Raw genomic sequence first — 21,200 nt, 5'->3', positions numbered from 1 at the left:
GTCCCCGAAGGCCCCCGTCCGGCCCCGGGGACGACAAAGGCCCGGATCTCTCAGGCTGATATGCCGTCGATCCGGGCCATGGCGTCGTCCGCGCCGAACGGTTGCAAGTACGGCAGCCAGCGCGGGTCGCGGTGTCCCGTCCCGATGATGCGCCAGGCGAGACCCGTCGGCGGGGCGGGCTGCTGGTGCAGCCGCCAGCCGAGCTCCGGCAGGTGCCGGTCCGCCTTGACGTGGTTGCAGCGGCGGCAGGCCGCCACCACGTTGTCCCAGGCGTGCTGCCCGCCGCGGCTGCGCGGAATGACATGGTCGACGCTGGTCGCGGTGGCGCCGCAGTACATGCAGCGGCCCCCGTCCCTGGCGAACAGCGCCCTGCGGGTCAGCGGTACGGGCCCCCGGTAGGGAACCCGTACGAACCTCTTCAGGCGGACGACGCTGGGGGCCGGGACGGCCCGGGTGGCACTGTGCATGAAGGCGCCGGACTCCTCAAGACAGATGGCCTTGTTTTCGAGCACGAGGACGAGCGCGCGGCGGAGCGGTACGACGCCGAGCGGCTCGTACGACGCGTTGAGAACCAGGACATGCGGCACGGTGGATGCCTCCTTGTACGCCGGCGGCGCGTGGCTCGCGCCGGGACGATCCGATCTCAGTCTCTACTCACGCCTGGTCAAAGCGCCACCACGTGCGAGTAACGGGCCGGGAGGATTTTTCTCCGCCTCCTGCCGTTCACACCTTCGCCGCCCGCCGGAACAGGCGCTTCTGGACCTCTCTCGCAGCGGCCGCGCTCCGATGTGCGATCGGCCACACGCCGCCCGCGCGCCCCGTGTGAGACGCGTTCCGACCCCGATCGTGGCAACGGAACACTCCCGATACCCCGTTAGTGTGGTTGGTCCGCCGTTGTCCATCTGGAGGTTCCGCCGTGCTCCCGTCCGCCCTGTTGGCCGCAGCCCCCTCGCCCGGGTCCGGTGGCTCGCTGGACGAGGCCGCCGAGCAGGCCGGCAACGCCGCAAGCTGGGTGGAGGAGAACTGGTCCACCTGGCTGAGCATCGGTCTGCGCATCGTGCTCATCGCCGCGATCGCGATCGTGTTGCGCATCGCGGTCCGCCGTGCTCTCACCAAGCTCATCGACCGGATGAACCGCAGCGCCCAGGCGGTGGAGGGCACCACGCTGGGCGGGCTGCTGGTCAACACGGAACGCCGCCGTCAGCGCTCCGAGGCGATCGGTTCCGTACTCCGCTCGGTCGCGTCGTTCCTGATCCTCGGCACGGCCGCCCTGATGATCCTCGGCGCTTTCCAGATCAATCTGGCCCCGCTGCTGGCCTCCGCCGGTGTGGCCGGTGTGGCGCTCGGTTTCGGTGCGCGCAATCTGGTCACCGACTTCCTCTCCGGTGTCTTCATGATCCTGGAGGACCAGTACGGCGTCGGCGACACCGTCGATGCGGGCGTCGCCTCCGGCGAGGTCATCGAAGTCGGCCTGCGGGTCACCAAGCTGCGCGGCGACAACGGTGAGATCTGGTACGTCCGCAACGGCGAGGTGAAGCGGATCGGCAACCTCAGCCAGGGCTGGTCGACGGCCGGTGTCGATGTGACGGTGCGCCCCACGGAGGACCTGGCCAAGGTCCGTACGGTGATCTCCGAGGCCGCCGCGGCAATGGCCAAGGAGGACCCGTGGAACGAGCGGCTGTGGGGCCCCGTGGAGATCCTGGGCCTGGACTCGGTGCTCCTGGACTCGATGACGGTCCGGGTGAGCGCGAAGACGATGCCGGGCAAGGCGCTGGGCGTGGAGCGCGAGCTGCGCTGGCGGATCAAGCGGTCCTTCGACGAGGCCGGAATCCGCATGGTCGGCGGCGTTCCGGCCCAGGCGGACGAGCCCTCGTCGGCCGACCCGACGGCCGCCATGGCCGCTCCCTCGGCGTACGCGTCGGCCACGTCACCGCAGTCCCTGGCCACGACACCGATCACCCCGCCGCCGAACATGTCGAAGTAGGACCCGGCCGAAGCAGGACTCGGCCGTACGAGTGAGGGGCGCCCCGCAGAGCCTGCGGGGCGCCCCTCACTCGTGAGTGAGTCGATGCGACCTCAACTCGGTTCGCCATTGGCCCGGTTGGGAATGCACAACCAAGGACCCGCACATTCCGGAAGTACTTCAGGTAACGCTTTGGTAGCCACCGGGGCGCTGCCCATTGACGGCCTCGTGACGTGCGCATACCGTCCTCTCACCGAATAGGAAACTTTCCTAACAGAGGGCAGGTGCAGTGCTCATGGCCGGAACCACACCAGGTACCCCCCGCGTTCTGCGGGCCATGAACGACCGGGCCGCCCTCGATCTGCTGCTGGAGCACGGGCCCCTCTCCCGGACCAGGATCGGGAAACTGACCGGGCTCTCCAAGCCCACCGCGTCGCAGCTGCTCGCGCGGCTGGAGGCGGCCGGGCTGGTCGTCGCCACCGGGACCGTGGCGGGGCGCCCGGGGCCCAATGCCCAGCTGTACGCGGTGAACGCGCGGGCAGCCCATGTCGCGGGGCTGGATGTGAACGCCCACCGGATCGTCGCCGCCGTCGCCGATGTGACCGGTGAGACGGTCGGCGAGTTCGAGCTTCGCACCCCGGGGCGGCGTGCCGACTGCGTGGTGCGGCAGGTGGCGGATGCGCTGGACGGGGCGGTCAAGGACGCCGGGCTCACCCGCTCCGATGTGCACCGGGTCGTCATCGGCACCCCGGGCGCCTTCGACCCCGGCACCGGGCGGCTGCGGTACGCCTCGCACCTGCCCGGCTGGCACTCCCCCACCCTGTTGGACGAGCTGGCCGCGTTCTTGCCGATGCCGGTCGAGTACGAGAACGACGTGAACCTGGTCGCGGTGGCCGAACAACGGCTCGGTGCGGCGCGCGGGCACGACGACTTCGTGCTGCTGTGGAACGAGGAGGGGCTCGGTGCCGCCCTCGTCATCAATGGACGGCTGCACCGCGGCTTCACCGGTGGTGCCGGTGAGGTCGGCTTCCTGCCGGTGCCCGGCGTCCCGCTGGTCCGCCAGGTCACCAAGGTGAACGCCGGCGGCTTCCAGGAGCTGGCGGGCGCGCAGGTGCTGTCCAGGCTGGCCCGGGAGCTCGGCATCGACGACGCACTGAGCCGCGGCTCCGGCACCCACCACGAGGTCGCGGCCCGGCTGGTCGCCCGGGCCGCCGAGGCCGCGGAGTCGGGCGAGGACGGCCCGTACTCGCGGCTCCTCGATCTGTTCGCCACCGGACTCGCGACCGGCCTGGCCTCCATGGTCGCCGTACTGGACCCCGAACTCGTCGTACTCTCGGGCGAGTTGATCGCGGCCGGCGGGGAACCGCTGCGCGGCCGGGTGGAGTCCGAGCTTGTCGAGCTGGCGGCCTCCCGGCCCCGGCTGATCGCCGGTGACGTGACCCACCGGCCCGTACTGCGCGGCGCGCTGGAGAGCGCCCTCGCCACCACCCGTGACGAAGTCTTCGACACGTCCCGCTGAACCCTTCTCGGCCCGCCCGTTCCCTCCGTACCCCTGCCCCATTCCTTCACCGGGAGACCGCCATGTCCGGAAACCGCCGGAAGACGGCCGCCGCGCTCGCCGCGACCGCCGCCATATCTCTGCTCGCCTCGGCCTGTACGGGGCAGAGCAACGGTGCCAGTGATGACCCGTCCAAGGAGACGACCATCAACTTCTGGCACGGCTGGAACTCCCCGAACGAGGTCGCGGGAATCCGGGCGACGGTCGACGCCTTCGAGAAGGCGCACCCCAACATCCATGTGAAGGTCATCGACAACATGACCGACGACAAGATCAACCAGGCGCTGCGGGCGGGCGGTTCGAAGGCCCCGGACGTCATCTCGTCGTTCACCACGAACAACGTCGGCAAGTTCTGCTCGTCGAAGGCGTTCGTCGACCTCGACCCCTTCCTGAAGAAGGACGGGATCGACCCGGACAAGACCTTCCCCAAGGCGATGAACGAGTACACCCAGTTCGACGGGGTGCGCTGCACCGTGCCGCTGCTCGGTGACGCGTACGGCCTCTACTACAACAAGGACGCGTTCGAGAAGGCCGGCATCAAGAGGCCCCCGCAGACCTGGTCGGAGCTGGCCGCGACCGCCAAGCGGCTGACGAAGACCAAGGGCGACTCGTACGAGCAGCTCGGCTTCATGCCGAACTACCACGGCTACGAGTCGACCACCGAGCACTACCTCGGCGGCTGGGACCCGAAGTACTTCGACGCGGACGGCAAGTCGAACATCGCCGAGGACCCGGCGTTCGCCGACATGCTCAAGACCCAGAAGAAGCTGGTCGACGACCTGGGCGGATACGAGAAGCTGGAGAAGTACCGCACGTCGTTCGGTGACGAGTGGGGCGCCAAGCACCCGTTCCACACCGGCCAGGTGGCCATGCAGCTGGACGGCGAGTGGCGGCTCGGGATGGCCGAGGAGACCAAGCCGAAGTTCGAGATCGGCGTCGCCCCGATGCCCGTCGCCGACGACGAGGCCGACACCTACGGCAAGGGCTATCTGACCGGCACCATCGCCGGTATCGCCGCCACCTCGAAGAAGCAGAACGCGGCCTGGGAACTGGTGAAGTTCATGACGACCGACACCGACGCCGTGGTGAATTTCGCCAACTCCATCCACAACGTGCCCTCCACCCTGGCGGCGCTGAAGTCGCCGAAGCTGAAGTACGACCCGCGGTTCAAGACCTTCCTCGACATCGCCGCGAACCCGAAGAGCACCACCACCCCGCCCTCGGTGAACGGCGGCGCGTACCTGGTGTCCCTGCAGAACCTCGGATTCGACATCGAGAAGGGCAAGCAGAAGGACATCGAGGCGGGTCTGAAGAACACCGCCGAGGAGATCGACGCAGCCATCGCGCAGGCGAAGTAGCGCCGCGATGACCACGTACACACTCCGTGCAAAGCGCCGCCGGTCGGCGCTTCGGACAGCGGCCTTCATGTCGCCGTGGCTGATCGGGTTCTGCGTCTTCTTCGCCTACCCGCTGATCTCCACCGTCTACTTCTCCTTCACCTCGTACGACGGTTTCACGGCCCCCGAGTTCAGCGGGCTGAAGAACTGGTCGTACGTCTTCAACGACTACCCGCTGTTCTGGCCCGCGCTGCGCAACACGCTCTGGCTGGTCGTCGTCATGGTGACCTGCCGGGTGGTGTTCGGCCTCGGTGTCGGGCTGTTGATCACCAAGATCAAGACGGGTACCGGTGTCTTCCGCACCCTGTTCTACCTGCCGTATCTGGCCCCGCCGGTCGCGGCGACCCTCGGCTTCGTCTTCCTGCTCAACCCGGGTACGGGGCCGGTCAATTCGATCCTCGGCGATCTGGGCCTGCCCACGCCGGGCTGGTTCACCGACGCCACCTGGTCCAAGCCGGCGCTGACCGCACTCGCGGTGTGGGGGGTGGGCGACCTGATGGTGATCTTCATGGCCGCGCTGCTCGACGTACCGAAGGAGCAGTACGAGGCGGCGGAGCTGGACGGGGCGACCGCGTCCCAGCGGTTCCGCTTCGTCACCCTGCCGAACATCTCGCCGATCATCCTGTTCGCGGTGGTCACCGGGATCATCCAGACGATGCAGTACTACACCCAGCCGTTCGTGGCCGGGAAGGTCGCCTCGGGTGTGATGGGCGGCTCCGGGCAGCAGTTCGAACCGGGCTATCCCGACAAGTCGACACTGACGCTGCCGCAGGTCGTCTACAACCTCGGTTTCCAGCGCTTCGACTACGGCTCCGCCTGCGTGGTCGCGCTCGTTCTCTTCGTACTCGCCATGGCGTTCACCGCACTGCTGATGCGGCGCCGCAGCGGACTGATCCAGGCAGGTGAGTGACGTGGCGCAGACTCTCGACGCCGTGAAGACGGCCGGCCCCGCGACCGGCCCGGCCACCCCGGCCGAACGCGTCGCGCGGCGCAAGTCGCTGCTGAACTGGATCGCGGTGCACGCGCTCGGCGTCGCCGCCGCGCTCTTCTTCGTGCTGCCGTTCGTCTTCCTGCTGCTCACCTCGCTGATGAGCGACCAGCAGGCGCTGACCCGCGATCTGTGGCCGCACCCCTTCGAGTGGAGCAACTACCGGCGGGTCTTCGAGACCGACGGCTTCCTGACCTGGTGGCGCAACACCCTGCTGTACGCGGGGCTCGGCACCGTCCTCACCGTCGTCTCGTCGCTGCCCGTGGCGTACGCGCTCGCCAAGTTCCGCTTCCGCGGGCGGCATCTCTCGCTGATGCTCGTCATCTCGATGATGATGCTGCCGCCGCAGGTCGTCGTCATCCCGATGTATCTGTTCTGGGCGAAGCAGCTGGACATGTCCGGCACGCTCTGGCCGCTGATCATCCCGATGGCCTTCGGTGACGCGTTCTCCATCTTCCTGCTGCGGCAGTTCCTGCTGACCATCCCGAACGAGTACCTCGACGCGGCGAAGGTCGACGGCTGCGGTGAGCTGCGCACCCTGCTGAAGGTCGTCGTACCGATGGCCAAGCCGGGCATCGCCGCCGTCGCGCTCTTCCAGTTCTTCTACGCCTGGAACGACTACTTCGGCCCGCAGATCTACGCGTCGGAGAACCCGGGTGCCTGGACGCTCAGTTACGGCCTGGATTCCTTCAAGAGCGCACACCACACCGACTGGAACCTGACCATGGCCGCGACCGTACTGGTCATGGCCCCCGTGATCCTCGTCTTCTTCTTCGCTCAAAAGGCTTTTGTCGAGGGCGTCACACTGACCGGAGTAAAGGGCTGACTATGAAGCTCGCAGTAGTTGGTGGCGGGTCCACCTACACACCTGAACTGATCGACGGATTCGCCCGGTTGCGGGACACGCTGCCCATCGAGGAGCTGGTGCTCGTCGACCCGGCGGCCGGCCGTCTCGAACTCGTCGGCGGCCTCGCGCGGCGGATCTTCGCCAAGCAGGGCCACCCGGGGAGGATCGTCACCACCTCGGACCTCGACGCGGGTGTCGCCGACGCCGACGCGGTCCTGCTCCAGCTGCGCGTGGGCGGCCAGGCCGCCCGCAACCAGGACGAGACCTGGCCGCTGGAGTGCGGCTGCGTCGGCCAGGAGACCACCGGGGCCGGCGGCCTCGCCAAGGCGCTGCGCACCGTCCCCGTCGTCCTGGACATCGCCGAACGGGTCCGCCGTACCAACCCGAACGCCTGGATCATCGACTTCACCAACCCGGTCGGCATCGTGACCCGGGCGCTGCTCCAGGCCGGGCACAAGGCCGTCGGCCTGTGCAACGTGGCGATCGGCTTCCAGCGCAAGTTCGCCAGGCTCCTCGATGTCACACCCGGTGAGGTGCACCTCGACCATGTCGGGCTCAACCACCTGACCTGGGAACTCGGGGTCCGCCTCGGCGGCCCGGACGGCGAGAACGTCCTGCCGAAGCTGCTCGCCGAACACGGCGACGCGATCGCGGACGACCTGCGCATGCCCCGGGCGATCGTCGACCGGCTCGGCGTCGTCCCCTCCTACTACCTGCGCTACTTCTACGCGCACGACGAGGTCGTACGGGAGCTCGGCACCAAGCCGTCCCGCGCGGCCGAGGTCGCCGCGATGGAGAAGGAACTCCTCGCCATGTACGGCGACCCGGCGCTGGACGAGAAGCCCGCGCTGCTCGCCAAGCGCGGCGGTGCCTTCTACTCGGAGGCGGCCGTGGACCTGGCGTCCTCGCTGCTCGGCTCCGGCGGCACCCCGGTGCAGGTGGTCAACACGTACAACAGGGGGACGCTGCCGTTCCTGCCGGACGACGCGGTGATCGAGGTGCAGGCGAGGGTCGACGGGACGGGCGCCACCCCGCTCGCCGTACCTGAGCTGGACCCGCTGTACGCCGGTCTGATCGCCCATGTGACGGCGTACGAGGACCTCGCCCTGGAAGCGGCGCTGCGCGGCGGCAGGGATCGGGTGTTCAAGGCGCTGCTCGCGCACCCGTTGATCGGTCAGTTCGAGTACGCCGAGGCGCTCACCGACAAGCTGATCGCGCACAACCGGGAGCACCTGGCGTGGGCGTGAACGCTTCGGTCCTCGCGATCGATGCGGGGAACAGCAAGACCGATGTGGCACTGATCGGTGAGGACGGAACGGTGCTGTCGACGGCCCGCGGCGGTGGCTTCCAGCCGCCGGTCGTGGGGATCGAGGCGGCCGTGGACGTTCTCGGTGCGGCCGTCGGCCGGGCGCTGGAGCTGTCCGGCGAACCGGTGGACTCCGTCGCGCATGTGTCGGCCTGTCTCGCCAACGCCGATCTTCCGGTGGAGGAGGAGCAGTTGGCGGCGGCTCTGCGTGCCCGTGGCTGGGCATCCACGGTCGAGGTGCGCAACGACACGTTCGCGATTCTGCGTGCGGGGGTGGACGAGCCGCGGGGTGTGGCCGTCGTCTGCGGTGCGGGGATCAACTGTGTCGGCATGGTGCCGGACGGGCGGACCGCGCGCTTCCCCGCCATAGGCCGGATATCCGGTGACTGGGGTGGCGGTTCGGGGCTGGCCGAGGAGGCGATGTGGTTCGCCTCGCGGGCGGAGGACGGCCGCGGTGAGCCGACCGAGCTGGCCCGTGCACTGCCCGGACACTTCGGGCTCGACTCGATGTACGCGCTGATCGAGGCGCTGCATCTGGGCCGGGTCGAGTTCGAGCGCAGGCACGAGCTGACTCCGGTGCTCTTCGCGACCGCGGCGGCCGGGGACCCGGTGGCGGGTGCACTGGTGGACCGGCTGGCCCAGGAGGTCGTCGCGATGGCGTCGGTCGCGCTGACCCGGCTCGGTCTGCTGGACGAGGAGGCACCGGTGGTGCTGGGCGGCGGGGTGCTGGCGGCCCGTCACCCGCAGCTGGACGACAAGATCGCCGAACTCCTCGCGGTACGTGCCCCGAAGGCGGTGGTCCGGGTGGTGACGGAGCCTCCGGTCCTGGGGGCCGCGCTGCTCGGCCTGGATCACATGGGGGCGGCTGCCGGGGTGCACGAGAGGCTGCGTGCGCAGTACGGCTGAGACGGCTTTCCGGCGCAAGGGGCGTCCTGCGGCGTTTCGCGTCGCAGGACGCCCCTTGCGCACGGGAACCGTTCAGTTGTCCCGGACGTGTTCATGAGTGGGGAGATCGGTCCGCTTCGGGGATTGGTCCGCCGATCGGCTTGATCGGCGGCTCAGGCCTTGATCGAATGCGTGTGACTACCATCCGTGGACCGGTGCAGGATCCAGGCGTTCCTGGTGTGGATGTCGGTCCCTGCGGCCATACTTCTGGCCGGGTACCAGTCCTCCGATCGGCCGGGGGGCCGGGCCACCGTCAGTGCCGAGGGGGAGGTCGAGTGACATACCCGCCGAATGTACGCACGGCGCCGGAACACGCGCGGGCTCAGCCGCCCGCGCCCGCGGCCGTACCCGCTCCGCCGCAGCGCGGTCCCTGGTCCGCGACGACGGACCGGCTGCGGGCCGCGGCGACGACCGAACCGGGCAGGCTCCAGATCATCGGGGCCGTACTGGCCCTGCTCGTCGTGGCGTTCGGGGCCGTGACGGCGTTCGAGATCGCCGACCGGGCGGCCGCGGCCGACGACGTGGTGAGCCGCAGCCAGCCGCTGAGCGCCGACGCTGCTGACATCTACCGCTCGCTGGCCGATGCCGACACCGCGGCGGCGAGCGGCTTCCTGGCCGGGGCGCAGGAGCCGCGCGATGTCCACGACCGGTACGACAAGGACATCAAGGAGGCGTCCCGGCTGCTGGTGAAGGCCGCGGCCAACACGGACGCGTCGACGAGCTCCGGGCACGAGATCACCACGCTCAACGAGGAACTCCCCCGCTACGCGGGCCTGATCGAGCGGGCCCGTGCCAACAACCGGCAGGGCCTGCCGCTGGGCGGCGCCTATCTCCGGTACGCGAACCAGAAGATGACCGACGTACTGCTGCCGGCCGCCGAGCGGCTGTACACGGCGGAGACCGGCCGGCTCGACCGGGACAACGACTCGGCCAGGGCCTGGCCGTTCCTCTCGCTCGGGCTCGGTGTCGTGGCGCTGGCCGCACTGTTCTGGGCGCAGCGGCGCAACTACCGCAGGACGAACCGGGTCTTCAACCACGGCCTGCTCGTCGCGACCGCCGCGTCCGCCGTGGTGCTGCTGTGGCTGGCCGTGGGGCACACGGTGGCGCGGTCCGAACTGCTGGACGCCGATGTGCACGGGCAGCAGTCCCTCGATGTCCTCAATCATGCGCGGATCGACTCGCTGAAGGCGCGCGCCAATGAGAACCTCACTCTTGTCGCCCGCGGCGCGGTACTCACCCCGGACGGCAAGAACGACAAGTACGAGACCGACTACAACACGGGCATGAAGGCCCTCGGTGAAGAGCTGGGGAAAGCCAGGAAGCTCGCCGACGACTCCCGGGGGAGCGGGCCGGTGGCGAACGCCATCAACGGTGTCTCCGAGTGGCAGGGCCGCCACCGAACCGCCCGCACGACCGACGACAACGGCGACTACGAAGGCGCGCTGAAGCAGATCATCGGGCCGAGGGACTCGACGGGTGAGTCCTTCAACCGGGTGGACGAGGCGCTGAAGCAGGCGCTCGCCCATGAGCAGGGCGAGTTCACCCGGGCCGCGAAGGACGGGCGCGGGGCCCTGGGCGGGCTGCCGATCGGGGCCGCCGCGCTCGCCGCGCTGGGTGCCCTCGCCGCGATCGTCGGGGTCAACCGCAGGCTCTCGGAGTACCGGTGAGAGGGAGAGCGATGACCAGGAATCGCACGGGCGTGAGGGCCCGTGCCGAGTTTCCCGCCGGATCGGGGAACGGGGTCCCCAGGCACCGCGAGCCCGGCGGGAAACCCGGCACGGGCCCTGGGTCCACCCGCGGCAGGCTGCGCGGCTGGGGCGGGGTGACGGGCATGGCCGTGGCCTGCGCGGTGACGGCCTCGCTCACCCTGGTGCCGCTCTCCCACGGCGGTGCCGGCGCTTTCGGCGGGGACGCTTCGGGGCCGGGTACGGCGCAGGCGGTGCAGGCCCGGGCCGACGACTGCACGGACCCGGAGGCCAGCCTGCCGCCGTCGAGCGCCGACGGCCCGGACGTCGCGGAGATCAAAGCGCGCGGAAAGCTGATCGCGGGCGTCGACCAGAACAGCTTCCGCTGGGGATACCGCAATCCGGAGAACCGCGAGCTCGAAGGCTTCGACATCGATCTGGTGCGGGCCATCGCCAAGGACATCCTGGGCGATCCCGACGCGGTGATCTTCCGGGCCATCCCCACCAATCAGCGGATCGCCGCCCTGGAGAACGACAAGGTCGATGTCGTCGTCCGGACGATGACGATCAACTGCGCCCGGCTGGAACAGGTCTCGTTCTCCACGGCCTATTTCCAGACCGGGCAGCAGGTCCTCGCGCCGAAGGAGTCGCCGATCACCGGGTTCGACAAGTCCCTGGCGGGCAAGCGGATCTGCACCGCCGAGGGCTCCACCGCGTACGAGGCGCTGGAGAAGCAGTCGTTCGGCTCGGTCTTCAAGGACGAGCACGACGGCACCGAGGCGGACGAGGACCGGCTCACCGTCCCCAACCAGCTGGACTGCCTGGTGCGGCTGCAGCTGGGCGAGGTCGACGCGGTGGTCACGGACAACGCGCTGGCAGCCGGCCAGGCCGCTCAGGACCCGGCGGTCGAGCTCAAGGGTGACAAGCCGTTCACCACCGAGTACTACGGCGTGGCGACGAAGCGCGGTGCGAACGATCTGGTGGCCCGGGTCAACCAGGTGCTGGTCGACTACCGCAGGGGCGGTGCGGACAGCCCCTGGATGGTGTCGTACCGGAAGTGGCTGGAGGCCGGTCTGCCGGGGATATCGGCGCCGCCGGCCCCCAAGTACCGGAGCAACTAGCGCCGGGCCGGTCAGGTGTGCGCGACGGCGCGGACCGGGCCGGCGAGACAGTGGCACTGATCCTGCCGGGCCCGTCCCGGCAGGAAGAGCGGAGAGGTGATCGATGGGCGTCGCGGGCTCCTTCCCCGGCTACGCGGGGAGGCCCCCCGGCCCGGTCATGGACCGGGACGAGGCGGACCGTGCGCTGGCCCGGCTCGGCGCGGAGCACGAGGCGATCGAGACCTCGCTCCTCGCCCTGCAGGACCACGCGGGCCGCCGGCTCCTGGAGGGCGCCGATCTGACCGGTGTCACCAAGGAACGCTGGGCCTCCACCGAGCAGTCGATCACGCTGCTGTGGGGGTATTTCGACGCCTACGCGGGGGCGCTGGCCGAGGCCCGCGCGGTGCGGGCCCGCCGGCGCCACCCCAACCGGGACGACCTGGTGGCCCTCACCGAGCTGCTGCGCGGCCAGGGTGTCACCGTGGCACATGTGGTCGGCCGCCCCGATCCGTCGATCACCGGCCCGGCCAAGCTCTCCGAGCGGTTCACGCTGGAGGAGCTGGTCGCCCGGATGAACGACCTGTATGCCCGCTCGCTGGACATGGTCGTCGCCTCCGACTCCGTGTGGTCCGCACTGCCTGCCCGGATAGATCTCCTCGCCGCCGAGCTGCACCGCACCCGCTCGCTGGCGCACTCCGTCGGCGTTCGGCCCGGAGAGCACCCGGCGGGCGACGACCTGGAGGCGATCACCCATGAACTGACCACGCTGCGGGTCCAGGTGATCTCCGACCCGCTCGCGTTCTGGCTGTCGGGCCCCGGAAGTTCGGCGCCCGGCGGCGGACGCCCCGACACCACGCGCTACGACCGGGCGGCCCGTGCCCTGGACGACGTACGCCGCGAGATCGAGGCGGTGCTCGCGGTCCGGCAGGACGCCGAGCAGCGTCTGGTCCACCTGCGTGATGTCCTCTCCCGCGCGGACCGCACCCTGACCGAGGCCCGGTCCGCGCGCGGCGAAGTGCTGGCGAAGATCGCCGCCTCCGAGGTGCCCGCGGTCAGCGGACCGGCGACCGCGCTCCAGGAGCGGCTGGCCGCCGCTTCGGAGTACCGCAGACATGCCCAGTGGCACCGGCTCTCCCCGCTCCTGGAGACGCTGGAGCGGGAGGCCGAGGAGGAGTTGCTGCGGGCCCGGGAGTCGCTGACCGCGGTCACGGCCCCGCTGGCCGTACGGGCGGAGCTGCGCGGCAGGCTCGACGCGTACAAGGCGAAGGTCGCCCGGCACGGGATGGCCGAGGACCCGCTGCTGATCGAGCGGTACGACGCGGCACGCCGGATGCTGTGGAGCGCACCGTGCGATCTGCGGGTCGCCACGCAGGCGGTGCTGCGCTATCAGGAGGCGGCGGCCGAATTGCTTTCCCAACGCCGGACCTCGGGACCGGAGGACCGGCGATGACAGGCATGTGCAAGGTGGAGGGGCCGCCGCGGCGGCGGGGCGAACAGGGGGACGGACCATGAGTACGCAGTGCCAGCGCCCCGCGTGCGAGGGCAATTACGAGGACGTGGGCGGCGGTGAGCTGTACTGCGACACCTGCGGTCTGGCTCCGGTCGTGTCGCCGACGGGCATGGTGAGTTCGCCGCCGACCGGGATCGCGGGCGTCGGTGGCGCGAGCAGCGGGGGCAGTCGGGACAGCAACAGCAGTTCACGGGCCTCGTCCCGGGCGTCCTCGCGATCCTCGTCCCGCTCGTCGACCTCGCGGCGTTCCGTTTCGGGGCGGCTCTCGCGCTCGCTGTCCGCTGGTACCACGTCCCGTTCGGTGTCGGTCCGTTCCTCCGGTTCGTCCACGGGCGCGTCGTCCGGCCGGGGGAGGCTGGGCGTGGGCCTGGTGCAGGTGCCGGACGTGCCGCGTCCCGACCCGCGCTCCGCGGTGATGGAGAACCCGGAGGTGCCGGAGCGCAAGCGCTTCTGTTCACGTTCGGACTGCGGGGCCCCGGTGGGCCGGGCACGTGGCGAACGGGCGGGGCGCACGGAGGGGTTCTGCACCAAGTGCGGCCATCCGTACTCCTTCGTGCCCAAGCTCCACGAGGGCGACATCGTGCACGGCCAGTACGAGGTCGTGGGCTGTCTGGCGCACGGCGGGCTCGGCTGGGTCTATCTCGCGGTCGACCGTGCGGTGTCCGACCGCTGGGTGGTCCTCAAGGGCCTGCTCGACACGGGTGACCAGGACGCCATGGCGGCCGCCATCTCGGAGCGCCGCTTCCTCGCCGAGATCGAGCACTCCAACATCGTCCGGATCTACAACTTCGTCGAGCATCTCGACCAGCGCACCGGCTCGCTCGACGGCTACATCGTGATGGAGTACGTCGGCGGCAAGGCGCTCAAGGAGATCGCGAACGAGCGCCGTACCCCGGCCGGGAAGCGCGATCCGCTGCCGGTCGAGCAGGCGTGCGCGTACGGCATCGAGGCGCTGGAGGCGCTCGGCCATCTGCACAGCCGCAACCTGCTGTACTGCGACTTCAAGGTCGACAACGCGATACAGACCGAGGACCAGCTGAAGCTGATCGACATGGGCGCGGTCCGCAGAATGGACGACGACGAGTCGGCCATCTACGGCACGGTGGGGTATCAGGCGCCGGAGGTCGCGGAGGCCGGTCCTTCGGTCGCCTCCGATCTGTACACGGTCGCGCGGACGCTCGCGGTGCTCACCTTCGACTTCCAGGGCTACACCAACGTCTTCGTGGACTCGCTGCCGGACCCGGACAACATCGAGGTGTTCCGGACCTATGAGTCGTTCTACCGGCTGCTGGTACGGGCCACCGACCCTGATCCGGCGCGGCGGTTCGCCTCTGCGGCGGAGATGGCGGAGCAGCTGACGGGTGTGCTGCGCGAGGTGGTGTCGCTGCAGACGGGGCGACCGCGGCCTGCGCTGTCGACGCTGTTCGGTACGGAAGTACGTGTCACGGACACGCAGTTGTTCGCCGAGCTGACGGATGATGTGTCGCGGCTGGGGGCACGGGCTGTCGCTCCGGCGTCCTCAGGGCGCTTCGGGCGGCGGCGGAACGGGGCGGTGGCCGGTGCGGCCCCGGGCGCAGCCGCCGTGCCGCCCGCGGGTGCTCCGCCCGCACCCGGTTACGCCGCGGCGGGTGCCGGTCCGCCGGCCGCGCCGCCCACCCACGTACAGGCGGGCCGGAGCGGTGAGGCCCGCCGGAGCGGCGCGGCCTTCTCGTACGCGCAGCCCCGGGCCGCGATTCCGGCCCCCCGTGTGCCGGCCGCCGATCCCGGTACGCCGTCGGGGCCGTACGTCCCGCACGGCCCCCGGCTGGCCGGGCTCGACGCACGGGCCACCTCGCTCGCGCTGCCCGTGCCCCGGGTCGATGCGAGCGACCCCAACGCGGGCTTCCTCGCCGGACTGATGGCCACCGCCCCCGCCGAACTGATTGCCGCGTTGAACGCCGTACCCGCGGCCTCGCTGGAGACCCGGCTGCGTGAGCTGCGGGCCCGTCTGGAGATGCACGAACTCGGCGCCGCGGGGCAGACCCTGACAGCGTTGGAGGGCCAGTACGCGGACGACTGGCGGGTCGTCTGGTACCGCGGCGTCACCTCGCTGGTGACCGGTGACCACGAGAACGCGGCGCTCTCCTTCGACGCGGTGTACGACGCGTTCCCCGGCGAGCCGGCGCCCAAGCTGGCGCTGGGGATCTGCGCGGAGGTCCTGGGCCAGCTGGACAACGCCGCCGAGTACTACCGCCTGGTGTGGACGACCGACCCGAGCTTCGTCAGCGCCGCGTTCGGCCTGGCCCGGGTGCAGATCGCCGCCGGGGACCGGGTCGGCGCCGTGACGACGCTGGAGTCCGTGCCGGAGGCGTCGATCCACTGCACGGCGGCCAGGGTCGCCGCGGTGCGGGCGCGGCTGCGTGAACGGTCCCCGGGCGAGCCGCTGATCGCCGATCTGACGGCCGCCGCCGACCTGGTCTCGGGGCTGGCCGGTCTCGGTCTGGACGCGGTGCGCCGCGAGCAGTTGTCGACAGAGGTGCTGGGGACGGCGCTCGACTGGGTACTCTCCGGTAGTCCAGCGGCCCTGCCCTCGGCCCCGCAGCCGCACGCGCCTGCCGGGTCGCCCGGGCCGAGGACGCTGCTCGGCAGTGAGTTGGACGAGCGCGGCCTGCGTTTCGGGCTGGAGCGTTCGTACCGGATGCTCGCCCGGCTTGCAGAGCCCGGCGACGAGAGGATCGAACTGGTGGAGCGGGCCAACCGTTTCCGCCCCCGGACATGGGTGTGAAAATGTCGCAGAATCCCCAGGAGACGGCCTTGTCGAAGTGCCCCGGCTGCGAAGAGCCGCTGGAGCCGGGGGACCTGTTCTGCGGTGCGTGCGGGTACGACCTGTCGGCCGTTCCCGAACCACCGCAGGACCACCCGACGATCGCCATGGCCGTGCCGGCGGAGAACGGCGCGGCGGCCGCCGCCCGCACTCCGGCGGCCCGCCCGGCAGCGGTCCGGTTCGACGAGCCCGGCGGATCGGGCGACTTCGAGCTGGCCGCGCCCGGGGCCGCACCTGGGGTCGCACCCGCATCCACGCCGTCCGCCGAGGCGTCTGCGCCCGCACCGGACCCCCGTACCCCTGCCGCGGAGCTGCCCTCCACGCCACCGGCCGGCACCAAACTGTGTGTCGCCTGTCGCGCCGGCCGTGTCGACAACGACGGCTACTGCGAGAACTGCGGTCACGCCCAGCCGCGCGAGCGCGACCACATGGAGCAGGAGCTCGGTTCGGTGGCCGCCGTCAGCGACCGGGGTCTGCGCCACCACCGCAACGAGGACTCGTTCGCGGTGTCGACCACCGCCCTGCCCGACGGTTCACCGGCCGTCGTCGCGATCGTCTGTGACGGCGTCTCATCGGCGAGCCGCCCCGACGAGGCGTCGGCGGCCGCCGCGAGCGCCGCCAACGAAGCGCTTCTGGAGTCGCTGCCGCGCGGTACCCATCCGCAACAGGCGATGCACGAGGCGATCGTCGCGGCCTCGGAGTCGGTCAACTCCCTGGCCGAGGAGCCCGGCCAGGCCATGGAGCACGACCCGCACCGCCACCGGAACGCCCCGGCGTGCACTCTGGTCGGCGCGGTGATGGCGGGCGGTCTGCTGGTCGTCGGCTGGGTCGGCGACAGCCGTGTCTACTGGGTGCCGGACGACCGCACCAACCCGCCCGCCCGGCTGACCGAGGACGACTCCTGGGCCGCGCAGATGGTGTCGGCGGGCCTGATGAACGAGGCCGAGGCGTATGCGGACGAGCGCGCCCACGCCATCACGGGGTGGCTCGGCGCCGACGCGTACGAACTGGAGCCGCACACCGCGTCCTTCAAACCGGACCGGTCCGGTCTCGTGGTGGTGTGCACGGACGGCCTGTGGAACTACGCGGAGTCGGCGGCCGAGATGGCCGCGGCGGTGCCGGCCGATGCCCAGCTGCGGCCGTTGCACGGCGCCCAGGTGCTGGTGGGCCATGCGCTCGACGGTGGGGGCCACGACAACGTAACAGTGGCTCTGCTGCCGTTCGCGGTACCGCCTCAGGGGGCAGGATCGGCCTGCGGCAACACATGAGTCCCGTTCCGTATCGCTTGATTCCGTTTCTGTCCACCCACCCCACCCCTGACACCCTCGCCCGCGTTCGCCCGCTTTCACCCGCATTTCTGCCCTCACAGCTGTCTTCATCTGACACCTGGAGCCTCAAGGAGCGCATCGGATGGCCAACTTCTCCAAGTCGAACGTGCCGCAGTTCTCCGTCGAGGTGTACCAGAACGAATATCTGCCGGAGGGCGGTCGCGAGGTCAACGCGATCGTCACGGTCACCTCGACCGGAGGCGGTACCACCGGCGGCGTCCCGCTGTCCGGTGTGGCCGCAACACCCACGCACGTACCGGGGCAGGCGCCGAAAGCCGCCGTGGTGATCATGGTCGACTGCTCCGGCTCGATGGACTATCCGCCGACGAAGATGCGCAACGCCCGCGATGCGACGGCCGCGGCCATCGACACCCTGCGCGACGGCACCTCGTTCGCCGTGGTCGGCGGGACGCACGTCGCCAAGGAGGTCTACCCGGGCAACGGAAGGCTCGCCGTCGCCGATGCGCGGACCAAGGCCCAGGCGAAGGAGGCCCTGCGTGCGCTCAGCGCCGGTGGCGGTACGGCGATCGGCACCTGGCTGCGGCTGACGGACCGGCTGCTCGGCGCCGCCGATGTGGAGATCCGGCACGGCATCCTCCTCACCGACGGCCGCAACGAGCACGAGGCGCCGGAGGATCTGCGGGCCGCGCTCGAATCCTGCGCGGGCCGCTTCACCTGTGACGCCCGTGGTGTCGGCACCGACTGGGAGGTGAAAGAGGTCACAGCCATAGCCTCCGCGCTGCTCGGCACGGCCGACATCGTCGCCGACCCGGCGGGGCTGGCCGCGGACTTCACGCAGATGATGGAGAACGCGATGGGCAAGGAGGTCGCGGATGTCGCGCTGCGGCTCTGGACGCCCGTCGGGGTCGAGATCAAGTTTGTGAAACAGGTCGCACCGGCGGTCGTCGATCTGACCGACCGCCGCACCGAGGCGGGCCCCCGCGCCGGGGACTATCCCACGGGTTCCTGGGGAGACGAGTCCCGCGACTACCACGTGTGCGTAAAGGTGCCGGAGGCCGGCATCGGGCAGGAGATGCTGGCGTCCAGGGTCTCGCTGATCCTCCCCGACCCGTCGGGCGGGGCCCCGCAGACCCTTTCGCAGGGCCTGGTGCGGGCGGTGTGGACGGAGGACATGGCGGCGTCCACCTCGATCAACCCGCAGGTCGCGCACTACACGGGCCAGGCGGAACTGGCACAAGTCATCCAGCAGGGGCTCGATGCCCGCAAGTCGGGAGACTTCGACGGCGCGACGGCGAAACTGGGCCGTGCGGTGCAGCTGGCATCGGCGTCCGGGAACGAGGACACTGCGAAATTGCTTTCGAAGGTGGTGGACGTCGTCGATGCCGCGACCGGTACTGTGCGACTGAAGCCGAAGGTCGCGGAAGCCGACTCGATGACACTCGAAACACGCTCGACCAAGACCGTTCGCGTCAAGAAATAACCACACAGCCGCACAGTCGAGCCGCCCGGCCGGAGCGATCCGCCGGGTGGCGAAGAGCAAGAACAAATGACGGCCCCCGGGGCCGGACGAGGAGAGGGGGAAGCGCCGACATGCCGACATGCCCGAACGGACACCAGTCGGGTTCCGATGACTGGTGCGAGGTCTGCGGCCATCGCATGGCCGGGGCGGGCGCGCCCGCGGGTGCAGTCCCCCCGCCGCCTCCCCCGCCGCCCGCTCCCGGTTACGGCCACCCGCAGGGCCCCGACGCGACCCAGCAGGCCGAGCTCTGCCCGCAGTGCCGCACACCGCGTGAGGCCATGGCGCCGTTCTGCGAGGAGTGCCGCTGGAACTTCCTCACGAACACCGCGACGTCGTACACGCCGCTGGCGCCGTCCCACAGCCTTCCCGGCCCTCCGCCCGGACTCAACCTGCCGCCCGGCTTCCAGGCACAGCAGCCGCCGGGCCCTCAGCAGCAGCGTGATCCGTTCGAGTACCAGGGCTCGCGGCCCTCGCAGGTGAACCGGCCGGCCGAACCGCTCTCCCCCGACCAGGGAAGCCGGCCCGGGCCCCCGGCGCCGGGTCCGCAGTCACCGGGTCCGCAGTCACCGCAGCCGCCGCATCCGTTCCAGCAGCAGGGGCCGCCGCCCCCACCGTCCTTCCAGCAGCAGACCGCACCGCCGCCGCCGTTCCAGCAGCAGCCGGCGCCGCCCGGGTTCGAGCGGCCCGGTCCATCCGCCCCGCAGGCCCCCCAGCCACCGGCCCCGCCGCAGGGGCCGCAGTCCGGCGATGACGACGACTGGATGCTGTCGCCGCCGTCCCGGACGCAGGCCCCGCAGCCGCCGGCCCCGGCGCAGCAGCAGCCGCCGTTCCCGGGTCGGAACCAGAACCAGCCGCCCGCGACCTGGACCGCGGTCATCGCCCCGGACCGTGAGTACTTCCTGGCGATGATGCAGCGCAGCGGCCCCGAGGCGACCGGGCTCAACCTGCCCGCGTACTCCCCGGAACAGCAGCTTCCGCTGACCGGCAACCAGATCACCATCGGTCGCCGCAGGCACAGCACCGGCGAGTCCCCCGACATCGATCTGTCCGTGCCGCCGGAGGACCCGGGCGTCTCGCACCAGCACGCGGTGCTGGTGCAGCAGCCCGACGGCAGCTGGGCCGTGGTCGACCAGAACTCCACCAACGGCACCACGCTCAATGGCGCCGAGGACCCGATCCAGCCCTATGTCCCCGTCCCGCTCCAGGACGGCGACCAGGTGCACGTCGGGGCGTGGACGACGATCACGATCCGCCGGGACTGACCCGCGCTACCCGTTGGGCAGTGGCCAGGCGTACGGCCCTTCGGGGTCGTCCAGCCAGGCCCACTGCCGCCCGTCCCGGACCGTGATGCCGAACCTCTCCCGTTCGGGGTGCCGCTCGCGCTGCCAGAGGGAGAGGGCCTCGCGCGGGTCGAGGGTGGCCTCGGTCAGCGCCAGCAGGAACCGGAAGAGTTCGTTCTCGCTGACGCGCCTCGGCAGTGCGCCGGCGTGCGGACGCCGCACGGGCCGCGGCGGTGTGCCGCGCAACGGTACGAAGTACGCGGGCGTGTGCAGGAACCGGCCCTCGGCGTACTTCCCGTGCGCCCCTTCCCGTACCTGCAGCGCGATCAGTCCGGTGGCGAACGGCGCCAGTATCCGTGCGCCGGGCGTGCACTGGTCCAGCCAGGCCTGCGGTACGCACGGCAGGGTGCAGGTCGCGATGATCCGGTCGTACGGGCCGCGCGGGGGCCAGCCCCGTGCCCCGTCCCCGGTGATCACCGCCGGGCGGTATCCGGCCGCCGCCAGATGCCGACGGGCCGACTCGGTGATCTCCGGGTCGAGGTCGACGGTGGTCACGGCGTCGTCACCGAGCCGGTGCGCGAGCAGCGCCGCGTTGTAGCCACTGCCCGCGCCGATCTCCAGGACCCGCTGCCCTTCCCGTACGTCCAGCTCTTCGAGCATCCGGGCCATCAGCGACGGCTGGCTGCTCGACGAGATCAGCTCACCGTCCCGGATCCGGGTGGCCAGCGCCCCGTCCGCATACACCCCGTGCAGCCACTGGGCCCGCCTGACCGGGTCGGGGTCCTCGCACCACAGGCGGTCGAATCCCCCGCCCACGAAGTAGTACGGCACGAACAGATGCCGCGGCACCTCCTCGAACGCGGCCAGCCATTGCGGGTCGCCCAGCGCCCCACCGGCCACGATCCCGCGCACCATGGCCCATCGCTCCTCGGCGGCGGCCGCGGCGAACCGATCCGGGTACGCGTCGTCCATACCTCCACCTTCCTGCGCCGGGGGCCCCGGGGCCAGGA

The 21,200-nt window shown here is 70.7% G+C and carries 16 protein-coding genes; 14 read left to right on the top strand and 2 right to left on the bottom strand.

From position 1 onward, the window contains the following. Window positions 1-50 precede the first annotated feature (50 nt). The gene (locus IEZ15_RS04300) at window positions 51-587 is read right to left on the bottom strand and encodes an HNH endonuclease (RefSeq protein ID WP_114244529.1); all 537 of its coding nucleotides are present in this window, start codon (window positions 585-587) and stop codon (window positions 51-53) included. 329 nt (window positions 588-916) lie between these two features. Here IEZ15_RS04300 and IEZ15_RS04295 point away from each other — a divergent pair, with 329 nt between their 5' ends. From IEZ15_RS04295 to IEZ15_RS04230, 14 genes are all read left to right on the top strand, one after another. Further along, window positions 917-1,984 (top strand): mechanosensitive ion channel family protein, encoded by a 1,068-nt coding sequence (locus tag IEZ15_RS04295; RefSeq protein WP_189274356.1) that lies wholly within the window; start codon window positions 917-919, stop codon window positions 1,982-1,984. Window positions 1,985-2,258: 274 nt separating this feature from the next. After that, a complete protein-coding gene (locus IEZ15_RS04290) occupies window positions 2,259-3,482 on the top strand; it encodes an ROK family transcriptional regulator (protein WP_114244531.1) in 1,224 nt (407 codons plus the stop codon). Between the two features lie 62 nt (window positions 3,483-3,544). After that, entirely contained in the window at window positions 3,545-4,879 is a 1,335-nt protein-coding gene (locus IEZ15_RS04285) for an ABC transporter substrate-binding protein (RefSeq protein WP_189274354.1), read from the top strand. Between the two features lie 7 nt (window positions 4,880-4,886). Continuing rightward, window positions 4,887-5,828, top strand: a complete 942-nt coding sequence (locus IEZ15_RS04280) for a carbohydrate ABC transporter permease (RefSeq protein ID WP_189274352.1) — start codon at window positions 4,887-4,889, stop codon at window positions 5,826-5,828. A 1-nt stretch (window position 5,829) separates the two neighbouring features. Then, on the top strand, window positions 5,830-6,732 hold the full coding sequence (locus tag IEZ15_RS04275; RefSeq protein WP_189274350.1) for a carbohydrate ABC transporter permease: 903 nt from the start codon (window positions 5,830-5,832) through the stop codon (window positions 6,730-6,732). A gap of 2 nt (window positions 6,733-6,734) precedes the next feature. Continuing rightward, the gene (locus IEZ15_RS04270; RefSeq protein WP_189274348.1) at window positions 6,735-8,000 is read left to right on the top strand and encodes a 6-phospho-beta-glucosidase; all 1,266 of its coding nucleotides are present in this window, start codon (window positions 6,735-6,737) and stop codon (window positions 7,998-8,000) included. Then, window positions 7,991-8,965: an N-acetylglucosamine kinase gene (locus IEZ15_RS04265; protein ID WP_189274346.1), complete on the top strand. Its 975-nt coding sequence runs from the start codon at window positions 7,991-7,993 to the stop codon at window positions 8,963-8,965. Before IEZ15_RS04270 ends, IEZ15_RS04265 begins: the two co-directional genes overlap by 10 nt. A gap of 314 nt (window positions 8,966-9,279) precedes the next feature. Further along, on the top strand, window positions 9,280-10,671 hold the full coding sequence (locus IEZ15_RS04260; protein ID WP_373302489.1) for a GlnX family signal transduction membrane protein: 1,392 nt from the start codon (window positions 9,280-9,282) through the stop codon (window positions 10,669-10,671). 164 nt (window positions 10,672-10,835) lie between these two features. After that, window positions 10,836-11,810 carry a glutamate ABC transporter substrate-binding protein gene (locus IEZ15_RS04255; protein ID WP_229845748.1) on the top strand — a complete coding sequence of 325 codons (975 nt, stop codon included), beginning with the start codon at window positions 10,836-10,838 and terminating at the stop codon, window positions 11,808-11,810. A 103-nt stretch (window positions 11,811-11,913) separates the two neighbouring features. After that, window positions 11,914-13,239 carry a hypothetical protein gene (locus IEZ15_RS04250; RefSeq protein ID WP_189274342.1) on the top strand — a complete coding sequence of 442 codons (1,326 nt, stop codon included), beginning with the start codon at window positions 11,914-11,916 and terminating at the stop codon, window positions 13,237-13,239. A 58-nt stretch (window positions 13,240-13,297) separates the two neighbouring features. Next, entirely contained in the window at window positions 13,298-16,063 is a 2,766-nt protein-coding gene (locus tag IEZ15_RS04245) for a serine/threonine-protein kinase (RefSeq protein ID WP_189274340.1), read from the top strand. Continuing rightward, complete coding sequence (locus IEZ15_RS04240; protein WP_189274338.1) at window positions 16,060-17,370, top strand: protein phosphatase 2C domain-containing protein; 1,311 nt, start codon at window positions 16,060-16,062, stop codon at window positions 17,368-17,370. Before IEZ15_RS04245 ends, IEZ15_RS04240 begins: the two co-directional genes overlap by 4 nt. Before the next feature lie 142 nt (window positions 17,371-17,512). Continuing rightward, the gene (locus tag IEZ15_RS04235) at window positions 17,513-18,871 is read left to right on the top strand and encodes a vWA domain-containing protein (RefSeq protein WP_189274336.1); all 1,359 of its coding nucleotides are present in this window, start codon (window positions 17,513-17,515) and stop codon (window positions 18,869-18,871) included. A 110-nt stretch (window positions 18,872-18,981) separates the two neighbouring features. Beyond that, the gene (locus IEZ15_RS04230; protein ID WP_189274335.1) at window positions 18,982-20,172 is read left to right on the top strand and encodes an FHA domain-containing protein; all 1,191 of its coding nucleotides are present in this window, start codon (window positions 18,982-18,984) and stop codon (window positions 20,170-20,172) included. Window positions 20,173-20,178: 6 nt separating this feature from the next. Here IEZ15_RS04230 and IEZ15_RS04225 read toward each other — a convergent pair whose 3' ends face one another. Then, window positions 20,179-21,162, bottom strand: coding sequence for a methyltransferase domain-containing protein (locus IEZ15_RS04225; RefSeq protein WP_189274333.1), 984 nt, complete (start codon window positions 21,160-21,162; stop codon window positions 20,179-20,181). Between the last annotated feature and the right edge of the window lie 38 nt (window positions 21,163-21,200).

This window comes from Streptomyces atratus (genome assembly GCF_014648655.1).
In the GTDB taxonomy this organism is placed as follows: Bacteria; Actinomycetota; Actinomycetes; order Streptomycetales; family Streptomycetaceae; genus Streptomyces; species Streptomyces atratus.
Note: the sequence above shows the minus strand (reverse complement) of the source record. Positions and strands in the feature narration are given on the sequence as shown.